24 protein-coding genes are annotated in these 25,209 nt (G+C 67.1%); 5 read left to right on the forward strand and 19 right to left on the reverse strand.

Annotated elements, in window-relative coordinates:
* Window positions 1-89: 89 nt before the first annotated feature.
* From IDT60_RS18360 to IDT60_RS18410, 11 genes are all read right to left on the reverse strand, one after another.
* Window positions 90-995, reverse strand: a complete 906-nt coding sequence (locus IDT60_RS18360; RefSeq protein ID WP_191080152.1) for an alpha/beta hydrolase — start codon at window positions 993-995, stop codon at window positions 90-92.
* Window positions 992-1,651, reverse strand: coding sequence for a TetR/AcrR family transcriptional regulator (locus IDT60_RS18365; RefSeq protein WP_191080153.1), 660 nt, complete (start codon window positions 1,649-1,651; stop codon window positions 992-994). Before IDT60_RS18365 ends, IDT60_RS18360 begins: the two co-directional genes overlap by 4 nt.
* Complete coding sequence (locus IDT60_RS18370; protein WP_191080154.1) at window positions 1,648-3,255, reverse strand: class I adenylate-forming enzyme family protein; 1,608 nt, start codon at window positions 3,253-3,255, stop codon at window positions 1,648-1,650. The genes IDT60_RS18365 and IDT60_RS18370 overlap by 4 nt, the downstream gene beginning before the upstream one ends.
* Window positions 3,252-4,319, reverse strand: coding sequence for a branched-chain amino acid ABC transporter permease (locus IDT60_RS18375; protein WP_164206678.1), 1,068 nt, complete (start codon window positions 4,317-4,319; stop codon window positions 3,252-3,254). The genes IDT60_RS18370 and IDT60_RS18375 overlap by 4 nt, the downstream gene beginning before the upstream one ends.
* Before the next feature lie 119 nt (window positions 4,320-4,438).
* The gene (locus tag IDT60_RS18380) at window positions 4,439-5,314 is read right to left on the reverse strand and encodes a branched-chain amino acid ABC transporter permease (RefSeq protein ID WP_164204423.1); all 876 of its coding nucleotides are present in this window, start codon (window positions 5,312-5,314) and stop codon (window positions 4,439-4,441) included.
* On the reverse strand, window positions 5,311-6,126 hold the full coding sequence (locus IDT60_RS18385) for an ABC transporter ATP-binding protein (RefSeq protein WP_191080155.1): 816 nt from the start codon (window positions 6,124-6,126) through the stop codon (window positions 5,311-5,313). Before IDT60_RS18385 ends, IDT60_RS18380 begins: the two co-directional genes overlap by 4 nt.
* The gene (locus IDT60_RS18390) at window positions 6,123-6,887 is read right to left on the reverse strand and encodes an ABC transporter ATP-binding protein (protein WP_191080156.1); all 765 of its coding nucleotides are present in this window, start codon (window positions 6,885-6,887) and stop codon (window positions 6,123-6,125) included. Before IDT60_RS18390 ends, IDT60_RS18385 begins: the two co-directional genes overlap by 4 nt.
* An 84-nt stretch (window positions 6,888-6,971) precedes the next feature.
* Window positions 6,972-8,168 carry a substrate-binding domain-containing protein gene (locus tag IDT60_RS18395; protein ID WP_223883799.1) on the reverse strand — a complete coding sequence of 399 codons (1,197 nt, stop codon included), beginning with the start codon at window positions 8,166-8,168 and terminating at the stop codon, window positions 6,972-6,974.
* Between the two features lie 235 nt (window positions 8,169-8,403).
* Complete coding sequence (locus IDT60_RS18400; protein ID WP_191080157.1) at window positions 8,404-9,447, reverse strand: IS3 family transposase; 1,044 nt, start codon at window positions 9,445-9,447, stop codon at window positions 8,404-8,406.
* Window positions 9,411-9,857, reverse strand: a complete 447-nt coding sequence (locus tag IDT60_RS18405; RefSeq protein ID WP_223883800.1) for a hypothetical protein — start codon at window positions 9,855-9,857, stop codon at window positions 9,411-9,413. Before IDT60_RS18405 ends, IDT60_RS18400 begins: the two co-directional genes overlap by 37 nt.
* A 238-nt stretch (window positions 9,858-10,095) precedes the next feature.
* A complete protein-coding gene (locus IDT60_RS18410) occupies window positions 10,096-11,394 on the reverse strand; it encodes an MFS transporter (RefSeq protein WP_191080158.1) in 1,299 nt (432 codons plus the stop codon).
* A 136-nt stretch (window positions 11,395-11,530) separates the two neighbouring features.
* On the opposite strand from IDT60_RS18410, the gene trmB reads away from it, so the two are divergent.
* On the forward strand, window positions 11,531-12,454 hold the full coding sequence (trmB, locus tag IDT60_RS18415; RefSeq protein ID WP_191080159.1) for a tRNA (guanosine(46)-N7)-methyltransferase TrmB: 924 nt from the start codon (window positions 11,531-11,533) through the stop codon (window positions 12,452-12,454).
* Between the two features lie 71 nt (window positions 12,455-12,525).
* Here trmB and IDT60_RS18420 read toward each other — a convergent pair whose 3' ends face one another.
* Window positions 12,526-12,972 (reverse strand): hypothetical protein, encoded by a 447-nt coding sequence (locus IDT60_RS18420; protein ID WP_191080160.1) that lies wholly within the window; start codon window positions 12,970-12,972, stop codon window positions 12,526-12,528.
* A gap of 44 nt (window positions 12,973-13,016) precedes the next feature.
* A complete protein-coding gene (locus tag IDT60_RS18425; protein ID WP_191080161.1) occupies window positions 13,017-14,594 on the reverse strand; it encodes a hypothetical protein in 1,578 nt (525 codons plus the stop codon).
* 269 nt (window positions 14,595-14,863) lie between these two features.
* Here IDT60_RS18425 and IDT60_RS18430 point away from each other — a divergent pair, with 269 nt between their 5' ends.
* A complete protein-coding gene (locus tag IDT60_RS18430; protein WP_223883802.1) occupies window positions 14,864-15,682 on the forward strand; it encodes a DUF1206 domain-containing protein in 819 nt (272 codons plus the stop codon).
* Window positions 15,683-15,719: 37 nt separating this feature from the next.
* Here the strand turns inward: IDT60_RS18430 and IDT60_RS18435 are convergent, their stop codons facing one another.
* Complete coding sequence (locus IDT60_RS18435) at window positions 15,720-16,385, reverse strand: anti-sigma factor (protein WP_191080163.1); 666 nt, start codon at window positions 16,383-16,385, stop codon at window positions 15,720-15,722.
* Window positions 16,382-16,882 (reverse strand): sigma-70 family RNA polymerase sigma factor, encoded by a 501-nt coding sequence (locus IDT60_RS18440; RefSeq protein ID WP_191080164.1) that lies wholly within the window; start codon window positions 16,880-16,882, stop codon window positions 16,382-16,384. Before IDT60_RS18440 ends, IDT60_RS18435 begins: the two co-directional genes overlap by 4 nt.
* A gap of 225 nt (window positions 16,883-17,107) precedes the next feature.
* On the opposite strand from IDT60_RS18440, the gene IDT60_RS18445 reads away from it, so the two are divergent.
* Window positions 17,108-17,638, forward strand: coding sequence for a hypothetical protein (locus IDT60_RS18445; protein ID WP_191080165.1), 531 nt, complete (start codon window positions 17,108-17,110; stop codon window positions 17,636-17,638).
* A gap of 18 nt (window positions 17,639-17,656) precedes the next feature.
* Here IDT60_RS18445 and IDT60_RS18450 read toward each other — a convergent pair whose 3' ends face one another.
* The 3 genes from IDT60_RS18450 to IDT60_RS18460 form a co-directional block, all read right to left on the reverse strand.
* Window positions 17,657-18,499, reverse strand: coding sequence for a hypothetical protein (locus IDT60_RS18450; RefSeq protein WP_191080166.1), 843 nt, complete (start codon window positions 18,497-18,499; stop codon window positions 17,657-17,659).
* Window positions 18,492-19,070, reverse strand: coding sequence for an RNA polymerase sigma factor (locus tag IDT60_RS18455; RefSeq protein ID WP_191082017.1), 579 nt, complete (start codon window positions 19,068-19,070; stop codon window positions 18,492-18,494). The genes IDT60_RS18450 and IDT60_RS18455 overlap by 8 nt, the downstream gene beginning before the upstream one ends.
* Before the next feature lie 93 nt (window positions 19,071-19,163).
* Window positions 19,164-19,841 carry a protein tyrosine phosphatase gene (locus tag IDT60_RS18460; RefSeq protein ID WP_191080167.1) on the reverse strand — a complete coding sequence of 226 codons (678 nt, stop codon included), beginning with the start codon at window positions 19,839-19,841 and terminating at the stop codon, window positions 19,164-19,166.
* A 183-nt stretch (window positions 19,842-20,024) separates the two neighbouring features.
* Between IDT60_RS18460 and IDT60_RS18465 the strand changes: the two genes are divergently transcribed.
* Window positions 20,025-20,618: a DUF5655 domain-containing protein gene (locus IDT60_RS18465; protein WP_191080168.1), complete on the forward strand. Its 594-nt coding sequence runs from the start codon at window positions 20,025-20,027 to the stop codon at window positions 20,616-20,618.
* A gap of 88 nt (window positions 20,619-20,706) precedes the next feature.
* Here IDT60_RS18465 and IDT60_RS18470 read toward each other — a convergent pair whose 3' ends face one another.
* Entirely contained in the window at window positions 20,707-21,558 is an 852-nt protein-coding gene (locus tag IDT60_RS18470; RefSeq protein ID WP_191080169.1) for a DUF4375 domain-containing protein, read from the reverse strand.
* Window positions 21,559-21,750: 192 nt separating this feature from the next.
* Here IDT60_RS18470 and IDT60_RS18475 point away from each other — a divergent pair, with 192 nt between their 5' ends.
* Entirely contained in the window at window positions 21,751-25,209 is a 3,459-nt protein-coding gene (locus tag IDT60_RS18475; RefSeq protein ID WP_191080170.1) for a DEAD/DEAH box helicase, read from the forward strand.

Consider the following 25,209-nt stretch of genomic DNA (forward strand, 5'->3'; position numbering starts at 1 on the left):
CTTGTTGTGGACGCCACCGTATCAGGCCGGTGCCCGGCCGGCGTTTGGCAGCCCGTCAGGTGCCGGACTGGCGTTTGGCAACCCGCCGGCTACCGGACGGCGAGCGCTTCCTGCACGCTGTTGGCCACGGCGCGGGCGCCGGCCTGGCCCATCACGATGGTGTAGTGGTTGACGTCGGGCACCTCGCGGACGCGGAGGGACGGCAGTTTTGCCGCCCAGCCCTCCAGGTAGCCCGGTGCATAGAGCGCGGCCGGTTCGTTGAGCAGGCCGCGCGGCGCGCGAAGCACCTGGGTATCAACGGCCAGCTCGTCCAGTGCTTTCAGCAGCGACGCTCCCCGGTGCAGTTCGGCGGTGTCCTCAGCCATGGCCTGGTAGCGGGTGGCAGGCTTCAGGTCGGGCTCCTCCCCCGTCAGGTCGTAGTCGACGTACTCCTCCACCAGCGGGGTCCAGTCAGCGCTGAACGCGGGGTGCTGCCGCCAGAAGGTCCGGTAGACCTCGCGGCTGGGGAACGTGGAGTTCAGGCGTTCGGCGGCAGGTCCCAGCACCGCCGACACCACGTCCTCGTCCGAAATTCCGGCCGGCACCTGCAACGGCAGTCCGCCGTCCACCAGCACCAGCGATTGCACCCGGTCCGGAAACAGGTTGGCCAGGACCAGGGCGGCAAAGGCGCCCATGGAATGCCCGACGACGACCACCGGTCCCGTAGTGAGCGCACCAAGCACCGCGGCCAGGTCCTCGGCGTGGGTGGGCATGCCGTAGGGGCCGGGCAGGGAGTTGCTGCGGCCGCGGCCCCTCAGATCCGGGGCGATGATCCGGACGCCGAGCAGTGCTTCAGCCAGGTACGGCCACGCTTTGTGCGACGCCGTCACACCGTGGACGGCAAGGATGGTGGGTGCCTGCGGATCGTCGGGGCCCCAGAGGGCGGTGTGCAGGGTGCCGCCGCGGACCTCGACGTCGGTGGTCCGGTACCCGGTGCTGCTGGCTGCTCGCGTCATGGGGCATTCCCTTCGTTCGGGGCGGGCGTGGGCGGGGCGGACGTGGGCGCGAGGGCCCGCTCGATGAACTGCATCATTTCCTCGAAGACGTCCTCCGGCACGTCCGGGCGTGCCCCCGGGACGGGGTCGGCGCCTTCCTCGTCCCACAGCACCCAGCGCATGCCGATGAGTTCGCCGATCCCCATCAGGGCCCAGGCCGCCACGGTTGGATCCATCTCCCGGACCTCGCCAGTAAGCTGCGCGGCCTTCAGCCCGGCGATGTAGCCCTCCACAATCCGGGTGTAGTGCAGCCTCAGTGCGCCGGGGGAAACGAACTCGGCCTGGCGGATGATCCGGTAGAGCGCCGGATGCTGCGCCGTGAACCGGAAGAACGCCCGAAAGCCGGCCCGTTCGGCCTCAAGCCGGGTGCTGCCGCTGCGGGCGGCCTCTGTCATGGCGTGCCGGACCCGCCGGTTGAGGTCCTCCACCACTTCGTCGAAAATGGCCTGCTTGCCGTCGAAGTACAGGTAGAAGGTACCCAGTCCGACGCCGGCCTCTTCGGTGATCTTGACGATGGAGGCTTCGTGGTAGCCCACCGAAGCGAACACTGTTTCGGCTGCCTCGAGCAGCTTGGCCCGGGTGCGGGTGCCGCGTGCCGTGCGTGGCTGGGCGCTCATGGCCGGCTTCCTTCCGGGTAGGTGGTTTGTGCCCGTGTGTGTTTAGTGAGTTCCTGCCGCAGCCTGGCGCGCAGCACCTTGTTCAGCGCCGTGCGGGGCAGCGCTCCCACCATGGAGATCCTGGCGGGGACTTTGAAGGCGGACAGCTGGGCAGCGCAGTGTTCCAGCAGTTCCTGCTCGTCGGTGGCCATCCCGGCCCGCACCACCACAAAGGCCGCTCCGCTTTCGCCCCAGCGTTCGTTCGGAACACCGACGACGGCGGCCTGGGCCACCGCGGGATGCGCCAGCAGCACGGCCTCAACTTCGGCCGGGGCAACGTTTTCGCCGCCGGAAATGTAGATGTCCTTCAGCCGGTCCACCACCCTGATGTATCCGTCGGCGTCGCGTTCCACCAGGTCGCCGGTGCGGAGCCAGCCATCGGCAAGGACGGCAGCCGTGGCGGCAGGGTCCCGGAAGTAGCCCGCGAAAACCCCGGGGCCGCCCACCAAAAGTTCGCCCGTGGCGGCGCCGTCGTAGATTTCACCGGTGACAGGATCAGCGACGGCCACCGCGACGTGCGGATACGGCTTGCCGGAGTAGCCCACCATCCGTTCGGCGTCCTCGTTGGCCAGGCACAGCACGTTGGGCGAGGCCTCGGTCAGGCCATACCCCTGGCTCAGTGCCACCCCGCGGCGGTGCCAGATCCGCAGCAGCGGTGCCGGCATTGGCGCCCCGCCCACCACGGCATGGCGCAGGCTGCCGAGATCGGTCTGCGCGAAGTCCGGGTGCTCGGCCAGCATCAGGTACTGCGTCGGGACGCCCATCAGCATGGTGACACGGCGCTCGGCGATCAGCTGCAGCACCCGGCCCGGTTCGAAACCCCGCTCCAGGACCACCGTGGCGCCGGCCCACCACGCCAGCAGCGGCTGGATGTTCCACCCGCCCACATGGAACTGGGGCAGCACCGCCAGCACCACATCGGTGCTCGCCATGTCCAGGGTCCGGGACAGCGCCAGGTTGGTCCAGAAGCAGTTGGCGTGGGTCAGGACGGCGGCTTTGCTGGCCCCCTCGGTACCGGAGGTGAAAACCATCAGGAGGGCGTCGTCGTCGCGCACTGGGCTCCGCAGCCCCGCGGCAGCGGGGACGGCTTCCGCGCCGGGGAGCACCCGAGAGGGGGCGGGCACGGATTTTTCGACGCCGCCGGGTCCCGGCGCCGCTGTCCGCGGCGGTTGGGGCAACAGGGAGCAGGCCGCGGCCGCCAGGGCGTCCAGGTCATCTTCAACCAGCAGCAGCTGCGGGTCCGCGAGTCCGAGCTGGGCGGAGAGTTCGCGCGGCGAGAGCCGCCAGGACAGCGGCACCAGGACCAGCCCGGCTTTGGCGCAGGCGAAGAACACCACCACGTGGTCCGAGCTGTTCCCGGTCAGGGTGGCGATCCTGTCACCGGTGGCGTACCCGGCGGCGTGCAGTGCTGCCGCGAGGTTGGCTGCCCGGCGTTCCAGCTCGGCGTAGCTCAGGGTAAGGCCGCGGTCATCGATCGCGATCCGGTGGGGGGTGGCCAGGCTGCGGTCAGTGGTCCAGCGGCCCAGGGTATGCAGTCCGTCTGCCGGACCCGGTGCGCCGGTCATGCTGCCTCCTCCAGGATGTCGCGGGACTTCTGCACGCGGTCGCCGCGCCGGGTGCGGCGCCGGGCCAGCCGCTGGGCAGTGCCCGTGAGGCCGCCGGGCAGGAAGAGCACCACCAGGATGAACAGGGTGCCCAGGATAAACAGCGGTTCTGACAACGGTACTCGCAGGATGTCCGGCAGCGCATCGATGGCGTCCGAGTTCGCGAGCGTGGTGAGCCGCTGGTCCAGGATGGTGTAGAAAACGCCGCCGATCACCGCGCCCCAGCGGGAGCCCACGCCGCCCAGCACCACCATGACCAGAAGGGTGATGGTGAGGTCCGCCGACACGGCCCGGGGCACGGCGCCGCTCTGCAGCAGCAGGAAGACCATGCCGATGATGCAGACCAGAACGGCGGAGACCACAAAGATCAGCAGCTTGACCAGATAAGGCTGCAGGCCGAGCACCCGGACGCGGAGCTCGTTCTCACGGACGGCCGCCGCCACGTGGCCGGCGCGGGAGGACTGCACCCACGTGACGATGATGAACACAGCCACCAGCACGGCCAGCGCCAACCAGTAGAGGTTGCGGGTGTTGACCACGCCCACCAGGAAGTCCGGCAGGTTGTCGGTCCGGAGGGTGAGGCCTTCGTCGCCGCCGGTGGCACCTTCCGGGTTGCGGCCAACCACCACAGACCCCGCCTGGGCGAAGGCGAGCGTGACCATGGCGAACGGGATGCCGCTGACCCGCAGGCTGATGCTGCCCACCACATGGGCCAGGACAATCACCACCAGCAGGGTCAGGCCCATGGCCGGCAGCAGCGGGATATCGAGGTTCTGCAGGATGATCGCCAGTCCGTAGACGCCGGCGCCGAAATACAGGGCGTGGCCGAAGGACAGCAGCCCGGCCACGCCCAGCAGCAGGTGGTACGTCAGGGCGGCAGCGGCCATCAGCATGCACATGGCCAGCAGCTGCAGGGATCCCGGGGTGTAGGTGGGCCCCGGCAGCACCCCGGGCAGGGACAGGTTAAGCAGCGGGAGAAGGACCAGCAGGACAATCCCCGCGATTCCGACGGCGGCGCCCACCATTTTGCCGCGGGTGAAGCGTTTGCGCGAGCCACCGCCGTCGTTCGCCGTGCGGCGGGACCCCGCCGGGTGCGGGGAGGCGCTCTGCGTATCCTGGGTTTCTGTGGCGTCGGTTTCGGTGGTCATGAGGTTCTCCCGAGCAGGCCGGAGGGACGGAACAGCAGGACAAGCGCCAGGGCCAGCACCACAACGAAGTCGCCGGTGCCGCCGAGGTAGAAGTTGGCGAACTGCTGCAGGACGGCGACGGCCACCGCGGCGATGGCCGCGCCGGTCAGGGACCCCAGGCCGCCGATCACGGTGACAATGAACGCGAAGATGAGCAGCGAGCCGCCCAGCAGCGGGGAGACGTAGCCAAAGTAGTGCGAGGCGAGGACCCCGCCGAGGCCGGCCGCGGCGCCGCCGATGGTGAAGACGAGGGTGAAGGCCTTGCGGACATCGATGCCAAGGGCCGTCACCATGGACCGGTTCTCCACGCCGGCCCGGATGATCATGCCGTAGCGGGTGTTCTTGAGGAAGAACACCAGGGCCAGCAGCACCAGGACGGCGGCGATGATGCAGATGAAGCGGTCGTTGGGGATGCGGGCGCCCAGGATTTCGGTGGTCTCCTTGAACCAGGCGGGACCCTGGATGAACACGGGGTCGGTGCCCCAGATGCCGTCGAACAGGGCCACGGCGGCAAGCGAGAGGCCCACCGTGATCAGGACCTGTTCGATGTGCCGCTGGTAGAGCCGGCGGATGAGGACAAACTCGGTGAACGCGGCGAACACCGCGCCAGCCACGGCACCCACCAGCAGGGACAGCAGGAACGTCCACCAGTTGTCCGCGCCGGTCCGGCGGGCAATTTCCCAGCCGGTGAACGCGCCGAGCGTGAGGAACGCGCCGTGGGCAAAGTTCAGCACGCCCATCAGCCCGTAGATCAGGGAGAGGCCGGCAGCCACCAGGAAGTAGAGGGCACCGAGGCCGAGGCCGGTGAAGAGCAGGAGGACAACAGTACTCACAGGGCCGCTCCCTTCTCGGTTGCCGCCGCGGGTGCCGCGGTCCCGGTGTGCGCCGCTTCCGTGGAAACCCCCAGCAGCCGGTGCGTCAGCGGGTCGTCGTCGAGGAACTCCAGGGCGTTCCCGGTATGAACTACGCGGCCGCCGGAGAGGACCACGGCGCCTTCCGCGAGCTGGCGGACCACCTGCAGGTTCTGTTCCACGAGGAGGATGGGGACGGTTTTGGCCGCCTCGGCGAGGGTCTCGGCCACTTCGGCCACGATCTTCGGCGCCAGGCCTTTGGTGGGTTCGTCGACCAGCAGGATTTTGTTGGTGTTCAGGAGCGCCCGTGCCAGGGACACCATCTGCTGCTGGCCGCCGGACAGGGTGCCGGCCATCTGGCCTGCGCGGGCCAGCAGGTCGGGGAAAAGCTCCTCGACCAACTGCCTGCGCGGTGCGGCGTCACGTTCGGCCAGGCGGAGGTTCTCCGCAACTGTGAGTTTGGAGAACACTTCGCGGTCCTCCGGGACGTAGCCCACGCCGCTGCGGATGATCTTGTACGTTGGTTCCTTTTCGACCCGGACGCCGTCCAGTTCCACCGTGCCGCTGCGGTCGATCAGCCCGATGATGGCCTTGATGGTGCTGGTCTTGCCCACGCCGTTGCGGCCAAGCAGGGCGGTGATGCCGGTGGCCGGGACGGTGAAGGACACGTCTTCCACCACCTGCTGGCCGGCGATGTGGGCGTTGAGTCCTTCGATTCTAAGGATGGGCCTTGGAACGGCGCCGTTGGGGATAGGGCCGTTGGGGATAGGGCTCTGGGCCGGTCCGGGGGTCATACTGGTTCTCCAAGGTAGGCGCTTTGCACGGTGGGATCGGCCATCACGGCATCCGGACTATCGAGCGCGAGCAGGCTGCCGTGGTGCATCACAGCCACCCGGTCCACGAGGCCCAGCACCACGTCCATGTGGTGCTCCACCATCATCACGGTGCAGCCGCGGTCGCGGTGCATGCCGCGGATGATCGCGGTGAGGGACGGGACGTCCCCGGACGCGACGCCCGCCATCGGTTCGTCCAGGAGGACGACCGCGGGATCGGTCGCCAGGAGTACGGCGATTTCCACCTTGCGCTTCTCGCCGTGCGAAAGGTCACCGGCCGCCGTCGTGAGCTGGCCGGCGAGCCCCACTTCGCTGATGGTGCCGCGGGCGATCCGGGTGGCTTCATCCGTTGCGGACGGGAAGCGCAGGAGGTTGAGGCTGCCGCCGATCTTGGCCTGCGCGGCGAGCCGGACGTTCTCAAGCACGCTGAGGCGGGGGAACAGGTTGGAGGTCTGGAAGGTCCGCCCCAGCCCGGCTTTGGCCCTGCGGTGGATGGGTGCTGCCGTGATGTCCCTGCCGTTCAGGCTGATGCGGCCTTCGGTAGGCCGCATCACCCCGGAAATCAGGTTGAACAGGGTGGTTTTGCCGGCACCGTTGGGGCCGATGACGCCGATCATTTCGCCGGCACCGACCGCGAAGCTCACATCCTGGAGGATGCGGGCGCCGCCGATCTGCAGGCCGAGGCCGTCCACCGCGAGGGCAGGCAGGGCTGGGGTATCCATCGTTGGATCCTTCGTGTGTGGCTGGAACTTGGGTTAGTCCGGGAGGTGCGCAGCGCTGCCGGTTCGACAGCGCTGCACCCTCGGCTACTTCTTTTCGGGCGGTGCAACAGCCTCGCCCGAGACCACCTTCACGAGTTCGGGGCTGAAGGCGCCGTCCTTCTGGACGAGCTTGACCTGGTACATGTCCTGGATCAGGGCGTGGTCCGAGGCACGGACGGTCTGCTTGCCCTTGGGGCCGTCGAAGCTGAAGCCTTCCAGTGCCTTGACCATCGCGTCGGCGTCAGAGCCGCCCTCCTTGATGGCCTGGACAATCATCTGACCGGCCACGAAACCGTCCGGGGTGAAGAGGTCAGCCTTCTGGCCGGCCTTCTCGACGGCGGCAATCATCTTCTTCTCCACCTCGTTGCCCGAAGCGCCCGGGAAGTAGTGGTTCAGGAAGCTGATCTTGGCTGTGGCTTCCCCGTAGGCGCCGAAGGTGGACGCGTCGCCGAGGCCCGTGACCACCGGCGCGACGTCGAAGGCGCCCTGCTGGCTGAGGGTCTGCCACATGGTGCCGGACGTCGCGCCTGCCCAGGCCACAAAGACCATGTCCGGCTTGGCGTCAACGAGCTGGCGGGCGAAGGGGGTCAGTTCCTGTCCGTCCGGAACGAGGACGGATTCCACCGTGGCGCCCTTGGCTCCGAGGACCGCCTTGACGGCGGCAACGTTGCCCTGGCCAAACGCGTTGTCCTGGGCAAAGACCACTACTTTCTTGCCGTTGGTGTCGATGAAGGAGCCGGCGGTGGCCACGTCCTGCAGGCTCTGGCGGCCGGAGCGGAACGTGTATTTGTTGATGCCCTGGATGGCGTCGGTGGCGGCGGGCCCCGAAATGTAGAGGACCTTGTTCTGTGCTGCCTGCTCGGCCAGCTTCAGCGCGATGCCGGAGACCACGGTGCCGCCGATGATCTTGTAGCCCTTGCCGATCAGGTCCTTGGCTGCCGTGACCGCTTTGTCCGGATCACCGCCGTCGTCAGCGTAGGTCAGGTTGATCTTGGCTCCGTTCACCTCGCCGGTGCCTCCGGTGGCGTGGTCGATGCCTGCCTGCAGACCCTCGTAGTAGGTGGCGCCGTAGGCGGCGAGCGGACCGGTCTTGGAGTAGATGATGCCAACATCAACCGGCTCGGCGGCCGTGGTGCTGCCGGACTCAGCCGGGGTGGCGGCGCCGGGGGTGGGAGCGCAGGCGCTGAGGGCAAGCCCCGCGACCATCACGGCGGCGAGCAGGAACCTCTTTGTATCCTTCACGGGATGCCTTTCGTTGAGAACCCGCTGGATGCGAAAAGCGGGTCTGAGCAGTGGGTGCGATAAGAATCTCGAGTGAACCTGAAAGGTGATTCACGTTACGGCAAATCTAGGGCGCCGCTCAGGAGGTGTCAATGGATTGTCAGGTCGTCTTTGCAACGTTCCGGCAACGAACCGCCCCCGGCGCCCCCTTAATCCGGGACGCTCTCTCACTTAATGTGGCTTTAACCGGTATTTATCAAGCTGTTTGTGACAGCGGGTTGGTTTCTTTGTGGTTGATGCCGGCTACGGGCGGGACTCCCGGTGCGGTGGGCCTGCGTCGGTATCGGTGTGGGTTGCGGGCGTAGCAGGCATCGGGTGTTTCTTGGCGATGCCTGGTTGCTTGCTGGACCAGTCCGTTGTGGACGGTGTCCGGGGTGTAGTAGTTCAGTCCGCTGTGGCGGTGGTGGGTGTTGTAGCTGGTGAAGAACGTCGCCAGGTGCTCCCGCGCGTGCCCAAGGTCTTGGAACCGTCGGGGGAAATCCAGGTCATATTTCACGGTTCTGAACAGGGATTCCGAGTACGGGTTGTCATCGGAGACCCGGGGCCGGGAGTAGGACAGGGTGATGCCCAAATCGCGGGCAAGTTCCAACGTGGTGCCTGCCCGCATCGGGGCTCCGTTGTCGGCGTGGAGCACGGCAGGCGTGCGTTTGTTGCCGGCGACGGCGTCCCGGATCAGGGCCGAGGCGAGAGCGGCCGTTTCGGTGTGTTCGACGCGGTGGCCGACGACCTTTCGGGAGAACACATCCATGATTGTGTAGAGCTTGTAGGTGTGTTTGCCGGGGCCGTGGAGCATGGTGATGTCCCAACTCCAGAGCTGATTTGGAGCCGTCGCCGCGTGGACGGGTTTAGCCCGTTTGGGGCCGTTGCCGGGGCGTTGTCCGCGGCGGTCGCCGTTCTGCCCGTGGCGGGCCACGATTCGGTGCGCTGCCGCAATCGAGAACGGGCAGTAGCCCGCGTCCAGCATCCGGTAATAGGCCTGGGTGACCGAGAGATCGGCGTATTCCTCGGAATTGAGCAGCGCCATGAATTCGTCTGCCTCGGCCGTGCTGATCCGGTTCGGATAGTCCCGGTCGAGGTGCGGAACGGTGATCCCGGCCGGAGCCGGCGGGGTCAGATGCCGGTACCAGCTGGTGCGGTGAACCCCGACCAGGGCGCACGCTTTCACTGCTGACCAGCCGGCTGTCACCAGTTTCCCGGCGAAGGTCAGGGCGATGGTTTTCCAGGCTTTGGCATCAACCACTCCGGGCGCCCTTGCTCCGGTGCGTCCAGCTGCGGATCGGTCGCCGCCGCGCTCTTGGCCATCGCGTCCAAGAGCGCGGAAGCTTTTCCCAGGATGTCCACCGCGGCCTCGGAGCGGGCCAGTTTGGCTTTGAGAATCTCGTTCTCCTTGAGGACTCGTTGGAGTTGTCGTTTGTCTCCGGCACTCAATCGCTGGTCCTCCTTGGTTAGGTCTCCGACGGCAGGCAGTTCCCCGGATTCCCGGGCGCGTGCCCATGCCCGGATTAAAGCCGTTCGAATTCCGAGTGCACGGGCCAGGGCGGCCTTCGAGCCCATCTCCAGGCATTTCTCATGCTCGTCCAGAATCGCGTTTTTCTCGCTCGTTGTGAAGTGACGATTCGACTGGCGGACAGGAATAACAAAGTCCATCATGGGCCTTTCCCCGTCCCGAGCGTCGGGCTCATGCCGACAGAAACCTGTCACACAAGAGCCTGACACACAGGGTAACCCGGACGCTCTCTCACTTAATGTGGCTTTAACCCGGACGCTCTCTCACTTTCTTCAAGAAAGTGAGAGAGCGATGGCCGAAAACCCGCATTAAGTGAGAGAGCGTCCGGGGGTAACGGGGAGGTCAGCCAGGGGTAGGGGGTGGGGGGCGCTAGTGGGGGCGCTAGCCGCCGATGTACCGGTTCCGGCCTGCGCGGTAGCCGAACACTGCGGCCAGCGAGCCCACTGCGAGGAACAGCAGGCCGGCGGCCGTGAAGGAGCCCGTGGCCTGGTGCAGTTGGCCCACCATCAGCGTTCCGGTGGAGCCCACGCCGTAGCCCACGCCCTGCATCATCCCGGACAGGTGCGCTGCGGTGTGGCCGTCGCGGGTCCGCAGCATGATCATGGTCAGGGCCACCGCCGTCAGGCTCCCCTGGCCCAGGCCCAGCAGCCCGGTCCAGACCCAGATGAGCTCCAGGGGCCCGAAGATGCTCAAGGCGAAGCCGCCCCCGGTCATCAGGGCGACCACCACGTTGATGGCCCGCTGGTCGCGGAACCGTGCAGCCAGGGCCGGCGCGAACAGCGAGCCAAGCATCTGGAGCACGATGGAAACCGAGACCATCAGGCCGGCGGTGCCGCCGTCCACGCCGCGTTCACGCAGGATGGGCGCCAGCCAGGCAAACACGCTGAAGGACATCATGGCCTGCAGCACCATAAAGATGGTCACCTGCCAGGCGACCGCGGAGCGCCACACGTTGACGCCGTCGCTAACGGCATGGTGCCGGACGGGGTGCTGCCGGAGCGCCACCGGGAGGAAGAGCAAAAGTACGACGGCGGCTGGCACCGCCCAGAACCACAGCCCCGCCGTCCACTCCCCCGTCGCCGTGAAGACCGGGTAGGTAAAGCCGGCACCGAGGGCGGCGGAGGCGCAGATGGCGGTGGTGTAGAGCCCGCCCATAAGGCCCAGCCGGTGCGGGAAGTCGCGCTTCACCAGCCCCGGGAGCAGCACGTTGCAAAGGGCGATGGCGGCACCGCATGCTGCCGTTCCCAGCAGGAGCGCAGGGAGGTGGCCTGCACCCGGCACCAGCCCGCCAAGGTCCGCGGGCCGGAGCAGCAGCCCGGCCGTGAGTACCGCCATCGCGCCCAGCAGCACGCGTTCCGCGCCAAAACGGCGGGCCAGCACAGGGGCCAGCGGCGCGAAGACACCCAAAAGCGTCACGGGCACGGTGGTGAGGACAACCACCGCCCAGCCCGGCAGGCCGGCGTCGGACGTGACCTCCGGGAGTACCGCCGCGAAACTGGAAAAAACCGTGCGCAGGTTCAGGCCGATAAGCACCAGGCACAGGCCCAGGTAAACGAGGGCGCGGCGGCTGGGCCGACCGGCCGGGAGCACGGTTGGCTCTGGTGCGGGAAGGTCGTCGATTTCGGCGTCGACGAGAAGTCCGGGTATGTCAACGTTGTCAGCACGGGTCACGGCACCCATTCTGTCAGGCGACAGACGGAGCACGGTGACGACGCGTGCCTGCCCGCCTGTCGCCGCGGATTTTTGTCCGCCTAGTGCCGGCTGAGGCGCCGCGAAGCCCGGTTAACCGGACAAAAACTCCTCTATTCTGGAAGGGATGAGCGAATCCCCAGAAACCCCCCAGCCTCCGCATGTCCCGCGACCCGTCACGCCCGGAACCCAGGCGTCCTTCGGCACCTACGGCGGCAGGCCTGTCAGCTTCGTCCGCCGCGGAACGCGGCTGCAGGGGCGCCGCCAGACGGCGTGGGAAGAGCATGCGGACCGGTGGGCCGTCGACGTGCCGCGGCACATAGCCAACACGTCTGTCCACCCGGAGTACACGTTCGACGCCGAGGCGGAGTTCGGCCGGAAGGCGCCGCTGATCGTGGAGATCGGGTCCGGGCTGGGTGATGCCATCTGCCATGCCGCCGAGGAGAACCCGGACACGGATTTCCTGGCCGTGGAGGTTTACACCCCGGGGCTGGCCAACACCATCATCAAGATCAACAGCCGCGGGCTGAAGAACGTCCGCGTGGTGGAAGCCAACGCGCCCGAGGTCCTCGCCACCATGCTGCCGGCCGGATCGGTCAGCGAACTGTGGGTGTTCTTCCCGGACCCCTGGCACAAGTCACGGCACCACAAGCGGCGCCTCATCCAGCCCGAGTTTGCCGCTCTGGCCGCGCGGGCCCTTGAACCGGGCGGACTGTGGCGGATCGCCACCGACTGGTCGAACTACGCCGTCCACGTCCGCGACGTCCTGGCGGATTCGCCGGATTTCGAGAACCTTCACACCGGCGAGCGCCACGGGCCGGAAAGCCCGCTCACGCAGGTGTGGCAGTCCGGCGTCGAATCCCTGGTGGGCGGAGCACCCGTCCGTGAGGGCAGGGCGCCGGTCAGCACAGAACACACCGGGCCCAACGAGGGCGTGGACGAAACCGGCGGCTGGGCGCCGCGTTTCGAGGGCAGGATCCGCACCAGCTTCGAGGCCAAAGCCCACGAGGCCGGCCGGCTGATTTTCGACCTCTGCTACCGCCGGCGCTGAGCTTCTCCATGTAGGTAGCAGTAAATGTCGTTTTGAGCGCTCAAAACGACACTTACTGCTACCTAGTTGGGTCAGGAAACGCTGATGCTGGAAACGATTTCCTTCAGCATGTCCACGCGTGGTTCGATCTCCGGGTTCACGTACGGCCAGATCACCACAACGCCGATGAACCGGTTGTTCTCCCAGACGCCCACCGTGGCTGCCACCCGCGCTGTGCCGGCAGGGTCCGTGTAGCCCACCAGGACCCCGTACGCGGCTTTGCCTGGGAGGTTCAGTTCGCCCTCGGTGAGGACGGTCCCGGCCCGTTCCTCCAGGTAAAAATCTGACATGAGGTGCGCCCAGCCGTTGGCCTGCGGCGCGTCTGCAACGGAGGTGTCGTCCTTGATGACGGTGACGAGGATGCCGCCCAGGAGGCCGTACTGCTCGGTATTCGGCCCCGCGGCGGAGTCCTCGAGGACCTGGGTGTGCTCGGGAAAGTCTGCCGTAAACCCCAGCGGGGATTCGATGTGCACTGACATGGGTGCTCCTTAGCGGTAAGTCTTGGGTTCAGGCACGGGGGACGTCAGAGCCGCTCAAGCTTCGAGTCATTCGCGACCTTATAGTACGTGGACACATTGGTGGACACCTGGTTCTCGGCCTTGAACTCCACCTCGCCCGCCTTGAAGTCCACCCCTGCCTCGTTGGACACGGTCACCACGTTGTTCACCTGGACGGTGGCAGAGCCTGCCTCGTACAGTTTGGCGGCGTCTGCGGCCGCTGCGAGGTCGTTCCCCGTGGCCACATTGCGCATGTAGCTATCGATCAGGGGCTTGTTCTCCGGCGAGTACTCCACGTTGATTTTGACGCTGCCCTGCGCGCCCACGGTCACGTTCGACTCCAGCTTGGCGCCCTTCAGATCCGGTCCGGCGCTTGCGCCCTGCGCCACCGTGCCGTCCATTGACACCCCGATCGACTCAATCTTGCTGTCCTTGTCCAGGTTTACTTCCAGTCCGCCCTTGCCTGAGGCCTGGAAAATCTGGCCATCGAGGTCCAGCTTGCCCTGCGCGGACACCTCGCCGCTGGCGGTTGCGGTGCCGTCGGTCAGGTTCCGCTCGTAGGCGAGGTCCAGCTTGGCAGAGCCGGAGGCCGGGCCGGATTCACCCTCGGCTTCAAAGGACATGGTTCCTTTGAGCTTGCTTTCGGCGCCCGTGGTGCCGTTGTCGTTCGCGGCATCCGCGACGGTGGCAGCAATGTAGATGGGCGCGTTGCTGGCCATGTCCTTCACATCACCGAGATCGTCCGGGGGAAGTTCCCTGTACATCTGGTCCCGGGCGGCTATGGCCTCTTCAACACTGCCGAACTTGAACTCGGTGGAGCCTTCCCCGTTGAGCGTGACGCCGGCCGTTCCGGAGGGATCGTTCACACCCACGCCGCCGTTGGCGTACACCTTCAACGTGGCTGAACCATCGGCGTTCTCAACCACCACGGTGCCGACTTCCGCGCCGGCGTGGAACCAGGCAACACGGCCGTCAACGGAGGCCTTGCCGGTCTCGGTGTAGATTGCGGTCTCTGTCCGGGCCATTTCCCTGAGGTGTGCCTCGGCCTGGTCCTGGGCCGAAAGGGGGATGCCGCCGTCCATCCTCATCAGGTCTTCGGCGAGGGCCCCGTTTCCGCTGTCAGCTTCAATCAGGTACTGCCGGTCCGCCTCCGACAGGCCGGCCCACCACGTGGCCTGTTCCTCCGGGCTGGCCTTGAGCATGTCACTCAGGCCTTGTTCCAGCTCTTGGCGGTGCGCCTTGGCCGCGGCAATCGCCTGCATCTGCTGCTCAAGCCACGTTTGCGCGCGGCCGCCGAGGCCCCTGAGTGTGTCCAGGAAGCTGCCCCCGCCGCCGCCGGACGCGTCTGAGGCTTTTTCCTGCTCGTTGGCGTGCTGGAGAAGCAACTTGGAGTTGTGGCGGAGGCTCTGTGCCACCCGTTCCAGGGCAGGGCGGTGGCTGCCGGTCCAGTCCTGCCGGAACTGTGCGCCGTCCATGCCCTTCCACGGCGCAGACTGGATCTGGCCCTGCAGGGAGCCGGCCCGGCTGCTGAGCAGTGTGGCCGCCTTGTCAACGGCCCTCGCCAGCTCGCGCAGCTGGTTAACGTCAGCGCCGTAAAAAGTCATGGTTTCTCCCCCGGAGAGTAATACGAATGGGTTTATCGCTGCACATATGGTCGCACGCCGGCCACGCCCCGGCGATGGGGAACACTCCCCATCATTCGTCATGAATGCGCAGGCCAGGGCGCGAATAACACTGTTGCCCGCGGGTCAGATCCACCGGTGGAAGGCGGGACTGTTCGGGGCCGGGATTGCGTGGCACGATGGGGTTTGTGCGGGGGGCGCGCAATTGCGCCTCCCCGGCGCCGGCCAAAGGAAGCACCATCAAAAGAGAATTGAGACAGGCCGCAAACGCGGCCGAGGACGTTACCAACTCACACACGTTTGAGTTACTGGCCCGGGCGGGGTTTGCGGCGAGCGGCGTCCTGCATTTTCTGCTGGGGGCAATCGCCATCCGCCTGGCAATGGGCGGTTCGGGAAATGCAGACTTCAGCGGGGCTGTCTCGGAACTGGCCAGCCAGCCTGCCGGGCCGTTCCTCCTCTGGGCAAGCTTCGCCGCCTGCGCCGCCCTTGCCGTGTGGCAGGCCAGCGATGCCATCTTCGACTACAACCGGCTCCCAACAAAGGAAAAGGCCGGCAAGAAGGCCAAGGCCGCAGCCCAGGCGCTGGTGTTTGCCGGACTGGCCCTGACGTTGGCCAACTTCGCCATGGGCACGGGATCCGGCGCAGATAACCAGAAGTCCGCGAGCGACTTCACTGCCGCGGTGATGAAGGCACCCGGCGGCGTGGCGCTGCTGGTCCTCGTGGGCACGGGCATCGCCGTCACCGGAGTGATCTACGCGATCAGGGGCTTCAAGAAGTCCTTTGAGAAACACCTGACCATGCCGGCCTCCCCCTCGGCCCGGAAGGCAGTCACCGTCCTGGGTGTGGTGGGCTACGTGGCAAAGGGCGTTGTCCTGCTGCTGTCGGGCCTGCTGATCGCCATCGCTGCACTGCGCGCCCATCCGGAGGAATCCACCGGCCTGGACGGCGGGCTCAGGGCCCTTCGTGACCAGCCTTTCGGTGTGTATCTGCTGGCCGCTGTGGGAGCGGGCCTGATCTTTTATGGCGTGTACATGGTGGTCAGGGCCCGCCTTGCCAAAATGAACCAATGACCCGGGACTCCGCCCGCCGGTCATCCGGCGGGCGGAGCTACGGGACCGTGATCACGGCGACGGTCTGTTCATCGTCGTCGCGCAGTTCCACGCTGGCGATGCTGGCCAGTTGGACCGGTGTTGCCCCGGTGACCCTGATCCGTCCGCTGGGCGTGGCGGTCCACGCACAAGCACGGTCCTCCCCGCCGGCCCGGTCCCGCACCCACAGCGAATACGTGCCGTCCAACGGCATGCTGCTGCCGTTCACCGCCAGCTCCGTGCCCCAGTTTTTCCGGGCCAGGTCCACACTGAACCGCAGGCCGCTATCGGCCTGGACCGAGTAGCTGGCATCCGGCTGCGGCGGCCGGTTCAGCAGCGGTCCCGCTGCCACACCCAACGCGAGGCATGCGACGGCGACGGCGCCCACCAGCGCCGCCCACCGCCGTCGTGATGTACGACGGCGGGCGGCCAGTTCCGAGAGCAGCGTGCGCGCCACGGAGGTGGCCGGCTGCGTTGCGGCCCCGGGGCGGGCCGTCCCGGTGAGTCCCACGGCGTCCGGCACGGGAAGCGCGTCGAGCAGGGCGGGCAGGCTTTCCAGCTCGGAGAGTTCTGCCCGGCAGCCGGCACACTCGCCGAGATGGGCTTCGAAGCGCTGCGAATCAGCGGGATCGAGTCCGCCCAGCACGTAGGCGCCCAGCAGCTGGTGCAGTTCAGCGGCGTTCACCGCTCCACCCCCATCTCGTCCAGGATGGTCCGCAGCGCCCGGACCGCGTAGTACGCCCGCGATTTCACGGTTCCGCTGGGAATGTTCAGTTGCACAGCGGCCTCGTTGACTGTGAAACGGCGGTAGTGGAGCGCCACCAGCACGTCGCGGTGTTCGCTGCTGAGCCGGAGCAGGGCTTCCTCCATCAGCACGCGGTTGAGCAGCTCGTCCACCCGCTCAACCGCTTCCGCGGGATCGGCGAATTCGCGTTCCGTTGCCTCGGCGGGCCGCCGCTGGGCCTTGCGGTAGTTATCGATCATGATGTTGCGTGCCGTCCGGAACAGGTAGCTGCGCAGGCTGCCCGTAATCTCCGGCGCCTGCTGCCAGACGCGGAGCACGGTCTCCTGGACCACGTCCTCCGCAAACTGGGGATCGCGGGAGGCACTAAGGACAAACCGGCGCAGGGCGGGGCCGTGATCACGGTAGATCGCGGCCACCACGTCCTCATCCAGCGGCATACCGTGTCTCCTGTCCCCGGTCCCTGGCCCGGCGGGCCCTCTGCCTTCCGGCTGATACGACGTCCTCCGCACGGAAATGGTTCACCGGAACCGGCTACGGCGGAAGGGCCGCTTTAAGGGGCGCCGCAAAACAGGGGGGCCGCCCCTTGAACCATTCTTCACCCTGAGGCGTCGTACGGGTTAGCGTCCGGTGATCCGACGCCGGGCCCAGCCGAGGAGCATTCCATGAACAAGCATCCGGGCACGAGTCTTGCCACCATGGCGCTCATGGCCGCGCTGGCGGGCTGCGCGGGCAGCCCCGGCACCACCACAACAACACCGGCGCCCACGGCGTCAGCCACCAGTCCCGTGGCGACATCCGCCGCCCCGACCACCACCGCCACAACCGCAGCTGCCGCCGTCGACCTCAAAACGGCGACAACCAGCGCAGGCACCATCGTGGTGGACGCCAACGGCATGAGCGTCTACTTCTTCACTAAGGACGTGAAGGATTCCGGCACCAGCGCCTGCACGGGGGCATGCCTGACGGCGTGGCCACCGGTCCTCAGCACGGCCGCGGTGCCGGCCGCCGAAGGCGTCACCGGCGCGCTGGGCACAATGACGACGCCGGATGGCGCAAAGCAGCTGACGTTGAACGGACTGCCGCTGTACTACTACGAGAAGGACAAGAGTCCCGGCGACGTTACAGGTCAGGGCGTGGGCGGCGTCTGGTTCCTGTCTGACCCGGCCGGGGAAATGATCAGGACGGCAGGCTAAGGCTCCTGCCCCCAGCAGTTACTGCTGGATACCGGGCAGCGGGACTGGAGGGGCGGACGGCAGGGGCAGCGCTGGGGGCTGTCCCTCGCGGTTCGGCGGGGTGTCCGGCACGCCGGGGAGGCCGGGCGCCAGGGTGTCCGGGACGGGCAGGTCAGGGAGGGGCACTGCGGGGGCTGAGCCCGGCTGGCCCGCCTTGCCCGGGTGGTCGGGAGCCTGCTGCGGGAGCTGGCTGGAACCTGATCCCGGTGCGGCCGGCACAGGTTCCGGGACAGGTGGTGCGGGCGGCACGGTGGCCGGGGCGCCCGGCCGGGCCGGCAAAGGGACCGGAGAGTCCACGGGCGGCGCGGGGGCGGACCCGCCGCCGACACCGGCGACGAAGGAACTGACCGCCTGGTTGACCTGGCCGATGGAGTCCCTGATGCCCTGATCCGAGGCAACGGCGACGGCCCCGCCTGCCGCCAGCGAGACGGCCACGGACAACGTGGTGAGGGTGATCCGGCGCTTCGTGCGGCGGCGGGCTGCCAGCTCATCTGTGGGCGGCGTTGCCGACGGAGTGGCTGCGGTTTCTTCAGCCTCGACGGCAGGTGCAGGCACAGCGGCCAGGTGGCGCGTTGCAGGCACAGCGGCCAGGTGGCGCGTTGCAGGCACAGCGGCGAGCTGGCGCGTTGCAGCCCGGTCTGCGGACTGGCCGCCGGCCGGGACCATCAACGCGGCCACTGCGGCGGAGGGCTCGGGCTGTCCGCCGGCCAGGCCGCGGAGGTCCTGGAGCGCGTCACGGAGCACGGCGTCGTCGTCGAACCCGGCGTCGCGCAACAGGCTGTCGACTGTCCGGTCGTCGCGGGGACCTGCGGTGTCACTCATGGTCTGCCTGGTTTCTTCTGAGGGTCTGGTCCTTGAGGTTTTGCAGCGCCCTGCGTTGGAGCTGCTTGATGGCGCCCTGGGACTTGCCCATGATGCCGGCCACCTGTTCGATGGACAGATCGGCCACGACCCGGAGGGCCAGGACTTCGCGGTGGTCGTCGGCGAGGCCGTCGAGGAGGTTGGCCGCGCCGCCGTCGTGGCCCAGGGCGTGGTCCTCCGCGGAGGCCGTGCTGCGCCCGTCCTGCAACGGATCGTAGGGGGTGAAGTCCGGCCTGCGTTCCACCCGACGGTAGTAGTCCACCATGCGGGCGTGGGCGATGGAGAACACCAGTGATTTGGCGCCCGGCAGGCCGCCGGTCAGGTCCCCGATCTTGGGGAAGACTGCCAGGAAAACGTCCTGCGTGACGGCCTCGGCGTCGTCCACACCGCGGGCTTTGAGGTAGCCCAGGACAGCTCCGGAGAAGGTGCGGTAGACAACGCCGAAGAGCACCGCCGGGTCAGTGCCGGCTGTGTCTGCAAATATGTCGATGTCTTCTTCAGCCAGAGTGTCTAGCACCAATGGCTCCTCCATCCGGGCGGTGGACTGCTGCATCCCGGCGTCCTGGACTGCGGGAAGCCTTGCCTCAAGGGGCGCTTCCCGCAGTCCAGACTAGCCGAGGGGGTCCTAGCGGCCCGAAACGGCGGGAACGTCCACTACGTCACCGGGCACGGCGGGCACGGCGGGCACGGCGGGTACGGCCGGAGCTGCAGGAACAGCGGGAACTGCAGGCTCGCCGTCGATACCCGGAACGGCCGGAACAGCGGGCAGTTCGGGGCGCTCGGCGTTGACGGCCGCCGAACCCTCGGCGGCGGCAGTGGCGTCGGCGGCAGCGGCACCCTCGGCCACGACGTCGGTGCAGAACGGCTTAATGTTGGCTTCGCCTTCAGCGGCGATGACCAGCGAGGAGAAGCCCTCGGAGGAGGCGTTCAGTCCGCCGTTCGTGAAGGCGGTGCACAGGCCCAAGGCTGCGGCTCCGGCGGCGTCCACGGCAGTTCCGGCGGCAGCGGAGACGTTGGCCTCGGCAGCAACCTCGTCCCCGGACACAGCAGCCTCGGCGGAAGAATCGGCGGAAACGTCAGCCGCAGCGTCGGCGGCAACGTCTGCGGATCCGGCGGTCTCAGCAGCTGCTTCGCCGGCAAGCTTCGGGGCGGGAGCGCCGAGCAGTTCGTGGGCAGTCTGCTGCGCTTCGGTGGGAAGGGCTCCGGAAACAGCTGCGACGCCGGTTCCACCGACGGCCAGGGTGCCTGCGGCGAGAACTCCGGCGGCGACTTTGCTGGTGGCGAGAACAGTGAACAACGACATAAAAGACACTCCAAAAGCTAGAGAACAATTCAGATCGGGTTCCCGTGAGGAACCCATCACTCCCTACATCGCTGACCGGACCGGGAAAGTTACGGCCCTCCTGAAAATTCTTTTCCCAGGCCCGCCCCGTCCGCCCTCCGAGCCTCGAGACGCCATGACAGCCGGCCGCATTACCATCGAGGCATGCCCAACACCTCAGAACCGCAAAAAACCGCCAGGACGTGGCAGACCATGGTGGACAGCAACCAGGCGCTGCTGCTGCGGAAAACCGGCCAGGACGTGGCGTTCTGGGCTGACCGCGCACGCAGCGCAGGCATTAAGAACGACGCCGGGCTCCGCGCCTGGATGCGCGACGAGCACGGAGTCACGGGGTACGCACAATACGCGGTGTCCTGGGAGCTGTTCGGCTATCCGGACTTTATGCTGCGGGACGCCGACGAACTCATCGACGGGCAGTACGCCAACCACCCGGAGCTGCGGCCCATCGCGGACGCCCTTCTTGCGTGGGCGTCGGTCACAGAGGGTGTGGAGATCCAAATGCGGAAAGGGTATGTCTCGCTGCACAGTCCGCGCCGGAAGTTCGCCCAGCTCACCAGGACAACCAACTCCGCCGTGGACGTGGCGCTGCGCCTCGATGCCCCTGCCGGGGGCCGCGTGGAAGCGCTGAAGACCCGCGCGGACGACCCGTTTGGCCGGCGGGTCCGCCTCACGTCCGTGGACCAGGTGGACGGGGAACTGCTGGACATCCTGGCCCGGGCGCTGGACCAGAACACCTAAGAACTGGAACGGCGGCGGGCCGGGTCCGCCGGAACCTTCCGACGAACCCGGCCCGTGCTTTGTGGCTGAGACCTAAAGGCGCGGCGCCCTACGCGTCTGCCATCTCGTCGTCGTCCGCTTCCTCGAACTCAACAGCGGCCACGATCTCCTGGGTCTCCGGGTTGATCATGAAGGCCTCGTCTTCTTCCTCGACCATCAGGAAGTCGCCATGGTCCGTGCTGAAGTGCCAGGCCAGCGTCTTCTCGCCGTTGTGCACGTAGTTGGGGTCACCCATGGAGATTTTTTCGAGCTCGTAACCGGCAACATCGCACAGTTCGCGGATGATGATTTCGATGTCCGGGGCGTTGTCCAGCGCTTCCTCATCGGCGCGGGCCTGGCGCTCTTCAAGGTCGGGCAGCAGCGCAACCTGGCGTTCGATGTAGGCGCTGAGCTCCTCATCATCCAGGACCAGAAGGCCTTCCTGGCCCAGGAGCCAGCTGGCATTCAGGGCGGTGATGTTCTCGGTCTCGAACAGTTCCTCGAACTCGCCGTCGAGCTCCTCCATGGTGCGGACGGCGTCGTTGGACTCTTCCTCGGCGTCCAGGTCGCCGTCGAGGTAGCGTTCCTCGTCCTCCTCGGACAGGGCATCAAAGACTTCCACGGTCCGGTTGAAGAGCTCCAGGTGCGCCGTTGCGCCCATGCTCGCGAGGCCTTCGCGGATCAGCGGATCCACTTCGTCACGGTCGGCCGTGAACACGTACTGGGCGAAGCCGCCCTCCAGGGACTGCGTGACGTAGAAGTCCACGTAGTAGCTGCGGAGTGCCACCGGGGCGATTTCGCGGGAGTCCAGCAGGCTGCTGTACATGGCATTCACTACGTGGACGTTGGCGTCGACAACGTCCTCGCTGCCAGCTTCGATACTGGCCTTGGTCAGGACGACAGGGTTCTGGCTCGTGGTCATGGAATTCCTCACTGCTCAAAGCTTTGGTGATGCTCAGGACACTTTCACGCTACGTGGGCGGGGACGGCGGTTGGCTGAGGCGGAAGTGAACGTCAGGCGAAGTTTCAGGCCCCCGCCGGGCGAACTAAGATGAATCAGATAACCACCGAATCGGACACGGCCGCGCCGTGGCCACTGAAAGTAGCGCGCACCATGCCATCCCATCCGGACGAGAGTGCGGCACTGGCAATACAGACTCCCGCCATCAACGACCGTTCCCTGGCGGCCGGGCTGGCGTATGCCATGGGCAGCCGGGTTTCCGGAATGTCGTTCGACGCCGCCACCGGGCTCATGCTGGGCAAGGTCCGCGGCGGCGCGGACGTGCCCTACTCCACCACAGCCAAGCTGGTCCGCAAATCGGGCGGTTGGAGCTGCACCGTGGGCGTCTGCAGCTGCCCTGTCCGCAAGGACTGCAAGCACGTTGCCGCCCTGCTTTTCGCCGCCGAAGACAACCCTGCCATCCGCGTCCAGCTCCTGGCCCCGGCCGAGGTCTCCCGCCTGTCCCGCCAGCCCGCCAGCCTTGACCTCGCCGACTGGGAGCAGGCCCTCAGCCCGCTCATCTCGCAGCCCGGCATCACCCAGTCCAGCAACGGCATCCCGCTGGCCCTCCAGTTCGAGATCGAAGAGCCGGCGCCGCACTTCTCCTACACAGGCCGCCGCGACCCGCTCCGCAGCGTGCGCCAGCTCAAGGCCCGGCCCGTGGTGATGGGCGCCAAGGGCAAGTGGATCCGCGGCGACGTCTCCTGGAACACCCTGAGCTATCTGAACTTCCGCCGCGAATGCAACGAGGCGCACATCGAGTGGATGCAGACCTTCCTCGCCGCGCACACCGCCGCCGCCAACCGGGTCCACAACTCTTCCGCGCTCTGGCTGGGCCTGAACACCTTCGCCGGGAAGAACATGTGGAGCCTGCTCGCCGATGCCAGGAAGATCGGCCTCGCGCTCGTCCACAGCCGCGGCACCGAACCGGTGCGGCTCGCGGAGTCTCCAGCCGCCGTCGGGCTTAATCTGAGCCGTTACGGCACTGCGGTCTCCAGCGACGCTGCTGCCGGGGGTCCTGCTGCCGGAGGTGCCGCAGGAACGGCCGACGACGGCGGACTGGAGCTCGCACCCACCATCACCGTGGAGGGTGAAGAGGTTGATCCGGCGACCGTGGGGACCATCGGCCGCCCCGCCCACGGCATCTTCCTGACCACCGGCGGCGAGGCGCTGCCGGGCGTCGCGGCCGACAACGTGATCACGTTGGCCCCCCTGGAAAGCGGACTCAGCGAGGAACTGCTGACCTTCGTCACCGCCGGCAGCACCCTGCACATTCCGGCGAAGGACGAGACGCGCTTCCTCACTGGGTTCTACCCCAAGCTCAAGCAGGCCGCCCGGGTCACCGCGAAGGACGAGTCGGTGGCACTGCCCGCCCTCGCCGTGCCCACCCTGTCGCTGCTGGCCAACTACGGCGCTGACCACCGCGTGCGGCTGCACTGGGAATGGCACTACAAGTCCGGGACCATGGTCACCGCCCAGCCGCTCTGGCGGCACCCCGGCGACCACGGCTACCGCGACGACACCGCCGAGGCCCGCATCCTGGAGGGCATCGGCCAGCCGTGGAACGTCGTCCCCACGCTGGGCGAATCCGCCACCGGCGGCTGGGGAACGCCGCGCCTGGCTGCGTCCGTTGAACTGAACGGCCTGGACACGCTGGCCTTCACCGAGGACGTCCTGCCCATGCTCCGCCAGGCACCGGACGTTTCTGTGGACACCGCCGGGGACATCGCCGACTACCGCGAGGCCGAGGAAGCGCCCGTGGTCTCCATCTCCACCAAGGCCACCGAACAGCGCGACTGGTTTGACCTCGGCATCCAGATCACTCTGGAAGGCCAGCCGGTCTCCTTCGCGGCCGTGTTTTCCGCCCTTGCCGCCGGCCAGACCAAGATGCTCCTCCCCAGCGGCGCCTACTTCTCCCTGGACCTGCCCGAACTGCACCAACTGCGGGCCCTGATCGAGGAAGCCCGCTCGCTGCAGGACAACAAGGACGCGCCGCTGCAGATCAGCCGCTTCCAGGCAGGGCTCTGGGACGAACTGGCCCAGCTGGGCATCGTGGACGAGCAGGCGTCCGCCTGGCGCACCGCCGTGGGCGGCCTGCTCGAGGGCGGCATTGAAGGGCTGCCGCTGCCTGCCTCGTTGAATGCCGAGCTGCGGCCCTACCAGCTTGAGGGTTTCAACTGGCTCAGCTTCCTGTACAAGCACAGCCTGGGCGGGGTCCTCGCTGACGACATGGGCCTCGGCAAGACCGTGCAGGCCCTCGCGCTGATGTGCGCCGCCAAGGAGCAGTCAGCCGCTGTTTCTGACGTTGCTGAAGTAACACTGCCCGACGGCGGCACTCCCTTTTTGGTGGTCGCCCCCACCAGCGTCGTGGGCAACTGGGCCGCGGAAGCTGCGCGCTTCGCCCCCGGCCTGACAGTCCGCACCGTGAGTGAAACGTTCGCGAAAAACGGCCAGGACGCGGCGGTTGAACTGGGCGGCGCGGACATCGTCATCACCTCCTACGCCCTCTTCCGGATCGACTACGAGTCCTACGCCTCCAAGACCTGGGCAGGGCTGGTGCTGGATGAAGCCCAGTTTGTGAAGAACCACCAGTCCAAGGCGTACCAGTGCGCCCGGAAGCTGCCCGCGGCCTTCAAACTGGCCATCACCGGCACGCCGTTGGAGAACAACCTGATGGAGTTCTGGGCTCTGACGTCCATCGTGGCGCCGGGCCTCTTTTCAAGTCCCAAACGCTTCGCGGAGTACTACCAGAAGCCGGTGGAGAAGAACGGCGACAAGGGGCAGCTGGAGAAGCTCCGCCGTCGGGTCCGTCCGCTGATGATGCGCCGCACCAAGGACCAGGTCATCAAGGACCTGCCGCCCAAGCAGGAGCAGATCCTTGAGGTGGTGCTGAACCCGCGGCACCAAAAGGTCTACCAGACGCACCTGCAGCGTGAACGGCAGAAGATCCTGGGCCTGATCGAGGACGTGAACAAGAACCGGTTCACGATCTTCCAGTCGCTGACGCTGCTGCGGCAGCTGAGTTTGGACGCGTCGCTGGTGGATCCCTCGCTGTCCGGCGTCCGGTCGTCAAAGCTGGACGTGCTGTTCGAGCAGTTGGAGGACCTGGTGGCCGAAGGTCACCGCGCGCTGATCTTCAGCCAGTTCACCGGTTTCCTGGGCAAGGTCCGCGACCGCCTCGACGAGGAGAAAATCGAGTACTGCTATCTGGACGGCGGCACCCGGAACCGCACCGACGTCGTCAATGAATTCAAGAACGGCAGCGCGCCGGTGTTCCTGATTTCGCTGAAGGCCGGCGGGTTCGGCCTGAACCTGACCGAGGCCGACTACGTTTTCCTGCTGGATCCCTGGTGGAACCCGGCATCGGAGGCGCAGGCCGTGGACCGGACACACAGGATCGGCCAGGCGCGGAACGTGATGGTCTACAGGCTTGTCGCCAAGGACACCATCGAGGAGAAGGTGATGGCCCTGAAGGCGCGGAAGTCGCAGCTGTTTGCTGACGTCATGGAGGGCGACGCCCTTTCCGGCGGCTCCATCACGGCCGAGGACCTGGCGGGGTTGTTCAAGGACTGA

The sequence above is a fragment of the Pseudarthrobacter sp. BIM B-2242 genome (genome assembly GCF_014764445.1).
Classification (GTDB): Bacteria; Actinomycetota; Actinomycetes; order Actinomycetales; family Micrococcaceae; genus Arthrobacter; species Arthrobacter luteus_A.